Below are 6086 nucleotides of genomic sequence, written 5' to 3'. Positions count from 1 at the left end.
TGCCACCGCCGATATTCGTCAAGTGGTCGAGCACGCCAAGGCAGCGCTGAAGACGGATGGCTGGTTGTTGTTGAACGAGCTGAGCCAGGCGTCACTGTTCAGTCACCTGACCTTCGGCCTGCTGGAGGGCTGGTGGCGTTATCGCGACGAGGCGTTGCGGCTGCCGGGTACGCCGGGCTTGTCCAGTGAGCGCTGGCAACAGGTGCTGGAAGAGGCGGGTTATCGCGGGGTGATGTTCCCGTGCCAGGCGTTTCATGGGCTGGGCCAGCAAGTGGTGATGGCGCGCAGCAACGGGGTCGTGCAGGTGCCTCGGCGTGTCAGCCAACCAGGGGCGCCGAAGGTGGCTGCCCAGCCTGCTGCTGCGCTGCAACACGGCGTGGCGGCACCGGTACCGGCCGCGGCCGCGGATCAATTTACCCAGGTGCGCCAGGAAGTCATGGCCAGTGTGGCCAAGGCATTGAAGGTCGCCCTGGAGGTGATCGATCCACAGGAGTCATTCTCCGATTACGGGCTTGACTCGATCACCGGCGTCAACCTGGTACGGGTATTGAATGAGCGCCTGGGCATCGACCTGGGCACTACGGCACTCTTCGACTTTTCTACCGCCACGCGTCTGGCCCGGCATATTGTCGAGCAACATGGCGCGCACTTACCGCAGCCCGCGGTGACACGTGCGGCAGCCGCACCGGTCGCGCCCTTGGCCGTTGCAGTGCCGACGGCGTCCTCGCCTGCCGCCGCCCCGGCGCCAAGGGTTCAGTCGCCCGAGTCCTTCGTGCGAGAACCCATTGCAATCATTGGTATGAGCGGCCGCTTTCCCGGCGCCGAATCCCTCGATCAATTATGGGAACATCTGGCCCAAGGCCGCGACCTGACCACCCCGGTCGAGCGCTGGGACCTGCGCGGCTCCCAGGCCGATGTGTCAGGAAAGGGCCTGTGCCAGCGCGGTGGCCTGTTATCCCGGATCGATGAGTTCGACGCGTCGTTCTTTAACATCTCTGGCCTTGAAGCCACTTGCATGGATCCGCAGCAGCGGCTGTTCCTCGAGCAGGCCTGGACGGCACTGGAAGATGCCGGCTACGTAGGGCAGGCGACTGAGGGGCAACCGGTGGGGGTTTATGTAGGCGCCAGTGCCAGCGACTATCGCAGCCTGTTCGCTGAAGCTGCGCCCGCGCAAGCCTTCTGGGGCAACGCCAGCTCGATCATTCCTGCACGTATCGCCTACCATCTGGATTTACAGGGCCCGGCCATTGCCGTGGATACCGCCTGTTCCAGTTCGCTCGTCGCGATCCACCTGGCATGCCAGGCGCTCTGGACCGAGGAGATCGGCATGGCCCTGGCCGGCGGTGTGTTCGTGCAGTCAACCGCCGGGTTTTATCAGGCGGCGCAAACCGCCGGCATGCTCTCGCCCAGCGGGCATTGTCACGCGTTCGATGCGCGTGCCGACGGTTTCGTCCCCGCCGAAGGCGTCGGTGTGCTGATCCTCAAGCGCCTTCGCCAGGCGCAGGCGGATGGCGATTATATTCATGGCGTGATCAGTGGTATTGGCAGTAACCAGGATGGCGCCAGCAATGGCATCACTGCGCCGAGCGCGCAATCCCAGGAGCGGCTGATTCGCCAGGTGCACCGTGACTTCGCGATTGAGCCGGGTACGATTTCGATGGTGGAGGCCCATGGGACGGGTACACCGCTTGGCGACCCGATCGAATTCGAAGGCTTGACGCGAGCGTTCGCCCGACCTGGGCAGCAGGCAGGCTACTGTGCCCTGGGGTCGATCAAATCCAACCTTGGGCATTGTGTGACTGCGGCCGGAGTCGCCGGTGTGCTGAAGGTGGCGCTGGCGCTGCGCCACGGCCAGTTGCCTCCGGCAGCGGGTTTCACCCAGGCCAATGCGGCCATCGCCGTTCAGGGCAGCCCCTTTTATGTGCCGGATCAACTGCGTCCCTGGGCCACACTCGACGGTGTGCCACGGCGTGCCTCGGTCAGCTCCTTCGGGTTCAGCGGTACCAACGCTCACCTGGTGATGGAGCAGGCGCCGCTTCCACAACAGCGCGGCGCGTCCGGGGCCGGGCCCTGGCTGGTAGTGCTGTCGGCGCGCTCCGCGCAGCAATTGCGCGAGCAGGCGAGCAATCTGGCTGCCCACTGTGTGGCCGTGCAACGGTTGGACATGGCAGCGATGGCCTATACGCTGATGGCGGGGCGCAAGCACCACGAATGGCGCCTGGCCATGGTCACCCATGACGCCGGGCAATTGCAGCAAAGTCTTGAAGGCTGGTTGCAGGGGCGCGACGAGGCGACGGTGCACAGCGGGCATTGGGACGTACGCCGTTTCGTTGAACAACAGGAGGTGCTGCAGGCGGCCCGCGAGTGCCTGATTCGTCTGATGGGCAATCGCGATCAATCGACACGTGGCGAGGCATTGACCTCCCTGGCGCAAGCGTTTGTACAAGGGTATGAGCTGGATTATTCCAGCCTGTTCATGGCCGATGAGCGGCGTCGCGTGCCGTTGCCAACCTATCCGTTCTTGCGTCAGTCCTATTGGGTATCGGCGCCCGAGGTCGAGGAGCCGACGGCGGTACCGGCAGAGGAGGTGGCGGGCCAGTGGTTGTTCTGCGCGGAGCAATGGCGGGCTCACGACCTGCCGAGCAACTTTGACTGGGCAGCAAGCATCAAGGCCAGGTCTGGCGCGCGCGTGGCGGTGGTCACTCGTGAACAAGCGCGTTTCGATGCCTTCAGCCAACTGCTCTGCACGCTGTGGGCGCAGGCAGGGAGCCCGCCGCCGTCCGTCCAGCGCCTGCTGCCGGATGCACTGCCGGCTCGGGGGGCGTTACCCGAGGTGATCTTCTTCATCGGTGAGAACTCCAGCGACGGGAGGGCGTCGCCACCCGGAGGGTTGGACGCGATCAAGCAAGTGTTGGAGGTCAGCCGGCATCTGATGGCGACCGATTGGGAGCATGCCGTGGAGTGCTTCCACGTGTATCGCGCAAGCGGTTCCGGCAGCGACTGTGACGCCCAGGCAATCAGCGGTTTTGCGGCTTCCGCGAGCCTGGAGAATGCTCGGCACGGCTGGACGTTATTGGAATGTGACGCCGTGGCCGGCCCCGCCAGCGATTTACAGTTGATTGTGCGTGAATGGCTGGCCGCCGACCGTCAGGGCAGTGCGCCAGCCGTGGTCAAGTACCAGGGTACCCAGCGTTTGCGCCGGCTATTGGTTCAGCGTGAGGCGGCTGAGGCGCAAGCCCCGCGCTTTCGCCGCGATGGCCATTACCTGGTAGTGGGCGGGCTGGGGCCGGTGGGCGAGTTGTTGTGCCAGGAACTGGCGGGCACCTTCCAGGCGCGCCTGAGCATCGTCTCGCGCTCGGCGCCGAACGCCGAGCAACAGGCTCGCTGCGATGTGCTGCGCGCATTGGGCGCCACGATCGATTACAGCAGCGTCGACATCACTGACCTGCCGGCGCTGCAACAGGTGGTCGAGCGTCGCGTGCAGGCGGCCGGGCCTTTGCAGGGTGTGATTCACTTGGCGCGGCTAGTGGATGACGGCTTGATTGTGGCCAAGCAGTGGGAGGCGTTCGAACGCTCGATTGGGGCCAAGGTCAAGGGCACGATAAACCTGGATCTGGCCACTGCCGATCAACCCCTGGCGTTTTTCACCGTGTTTTCGTCCATGGCGGCCTATGGCATCCGTGGTTCAGCCGATTACGGGTATGCCGCCGCGTTCCAGAATGCTTTCGTGCGCTACCGTCAGACGCTTGAGCGCCAGGGCAAGCGTCATGGCGTATCGAGTGCTTGCACCTGGGGTGCCTGGTGCGTGGATCGATACATGCCGGCCAATCGCCCGGCGCATTTGCAGGCCCTTGGGTTAGGGCTGATCGACATGCAGTCGGCGTTCGAGTACCTGCATACCGGCGCCGAACCGGGTGTGGTCGGCGCGATGAAAGTGCTCGACCCGGCCCTGGCCTGTCGCGGTCTGGGCATCGAACCTTTACCCGCGTCGAGTGTGCCGCCGGCTGGCGATGCCATCGGCTTGCACGCCCAACTGCACGCCTGGGAACAGGCGTGCGAGGCCGGGGCGACGCCGGATGCCGCGCAATGGTGCAAAGTGCTCAGCCGTTTTGAACTCGACGCTCTGGATGAGGCGACCATTGACCGTCTCGACCGCTTGTTCTTCCCCAGCGCACCCCGGCCGGCAACGGTCGGCGCGGGTGCACTGCTTGAGCAAGTGCGCGAAGTGATTGAGCGGGTGCTGGTGGTTGATGAGCCTGACCTGGACACCGCGTTTTCCCGGTATGGCATGGACTCGGTGGGCGCCATGCAGGTGTCTTCGGCATTGAGTCGGGCCTTGGGTTGGCTGGTGGAGCCGCGCTGGCTGGTACAGCACGCCACCATTCGTGCCCTGGCCGAATTCCTGCAAAGCCGGAACGAGGCCGCCACCCAATGACCGATCACTCTTCACTCTCAAGGAATGTGACCATGGACCAGAGTCCAGCGCTGCCCGATCTGGGCAGCTCCTTCGTGCTGCCCAATGGCGTGCGCCTGAAAAACCGCCTGGTCAAGGCCGCCATGAGCGAACAGCTCGGAGATCGACGCCATGATCCAGGGTCTGGCATGGAGAACCTCTACCGCCAGTGGGCACAGGGCGGCATAGGTTTGTCGATATCCGGCAACATCATGGTCGATCGCAATGCCATCGGCGAGTTGAGAAACGTCGTGCTGGATGCCCACAGCGACCTGAATGCATTCCGGCGCTGGGCCCTGGCAGGCAGTAGCCATGGCACGCACCTATGGGCCCAACTCAACCATCCGGGCAAGCAGATCATCAAGCTGCTGTGCGACGAGCCGGTGGCGCCATCGGCCATCAGCCTGGGCAGCGGGCTGGAAAAACACTTCAATTGCCCGCGCGCACTGACTGAGGACGGCATCGAAAAGATCATTGCGCAGTTCGCCACCAGTGCGCGACTGGCCAAGGTCGTCGGGTTCACTGGCGTGCAGATCCACGCGGCCCATGGCTATCTGATCAACCAGTTCCTGTCACCGCTGCACAATCAGCGTAGCGACCAGTGGGGCGGGAGCCTGGCCAACCGCATGCGCTTTTTGGTCCGGGTCTACCAGGCGATCCGCAGCGTGGTGGGTGACGCGTTTCCAGTGGGGATCAAACTCAACTCGGCGGACTTCATGCGGGGTGGCTTTACCGAAGAGGAGTCGTTGCAGGTGGTGGTAGCCCTTGGCAATTTGGGGCTCGATCAACTGGAAATATCCGGCGGCACCTACGAAAGCCCGGTGATGGTCGGCAACCAGGCGGCCAGCACCCGCGAGCGCGAAGCCTACTTTCTCAATTACGCGGCCAGGGTGCGCGAGGTCAGTACGCTGCCGTTGGTAGTCACCGGTGGTTTCCGCTCTGGCGCTGCGATGACCGCGGCGCTGCGAGACGCGGCCACCGACTTCATTGGGCTGGCACGTCCACTGGCGCTGGAGCCGGACATGCCGGTCAAGCTGTTGTCCGAAGCCACTTACCGTGTCGACCTGCGGCCCTTGAGTACAGGCTTTGCCGCCCTGGACCGCATCGCGACGCTCGATGTGTCGTGGTACGAACATCAATTGCAACGTATGGCCCGCCACCAGTTGCCTAAGCCCGGCCTGAGCGAGTGGCTCAGCCTGGGCAAGACCCTGCTGGATTTTGCCGCCTGCGCCAGGAAAAAGCGCAGTACGCAGTGCTCAACCTATAAGCGCTGATAGGTGGCAGCCCTTGGGCACTCTTGTACATTGCGCCCGACAGTCCCTCCCATGAACCCTGAAAGGCGGAACATGTACATGGAAGAAATCTATACGTTCGTAGTCAGTACGCTGGCTTCCAGTTGCAAGGTTCAACCCGGCGATATCGAACCGACCACCAACTTGTTCGCCGATCTGGGGATCGATAGCGTGGATTTTCTCGATGCGGTGTTCTGCATCGAGAAGCACTACGACATCCGTATCCCGGTGGGCCAATGGATGAGTGCCGTCAACGAAGGCAACGCGGCAATGACTGATTACTTCGTGATGGAACACTTCGTTGCCCAGATCGCTGCTCGTGCGGCAGCCTCGGCATGAGT

The 6086-nt window shown here is 63.5% G+C and carries 3 protein-coding genes; all 3 read left to right on the top strand.

Annotation, left to right across the window (positions count from 1 at the left end):
* Positions 1-4435: beta-ketoacyl synthase N-terminal-like domain-containing protein (locus JH25_RS27600; RefSeq protein WP_164699496.1), on the top strand; the 4435-nt coding region annotated here is incomplete at its 5' end.
* Between the two features lie 32 nt (positions 4436-4467).
* Positions 4468-5727, top strand: a complete 1260-nt coding sequence (locus JH25_RS22235) for an NADH:flavin oxidoreductase/NADH oxidase family protein (RefSeq protein WP_032877027.1) — start codon at positions 4468-4470, stop codon at positions 5725-5727.
* Positions 5728-5805: 78 nt separating this feature from the next.
* Positions 5806-6084, top strand: a complete 279-nt coding sequence (locus tag JH25_RS22240) for a phosphopantetheine-binding protein (protein WP_032881025.1) — start codon at positions 5806-5808, stop codon at positions 6082-6084.
* The last annotated feature ends 2 nt before the right edge of the window (positions 6085-6086 follow it).

It is taken from the genome of Pseudomonas sp. BRG-100 (assembly GCF_000737955.1).
Lineage (GTDB): Bacteria > Pseudomonadota > Gammaproteobacteria > Pseudomonadales > Pseudomonadaceae > Aquipseudomonas > Aquipseudomonas synxantha_A.
This window is presented reverse-complemented; position numbering and strand designations above follow the sequence as displayed.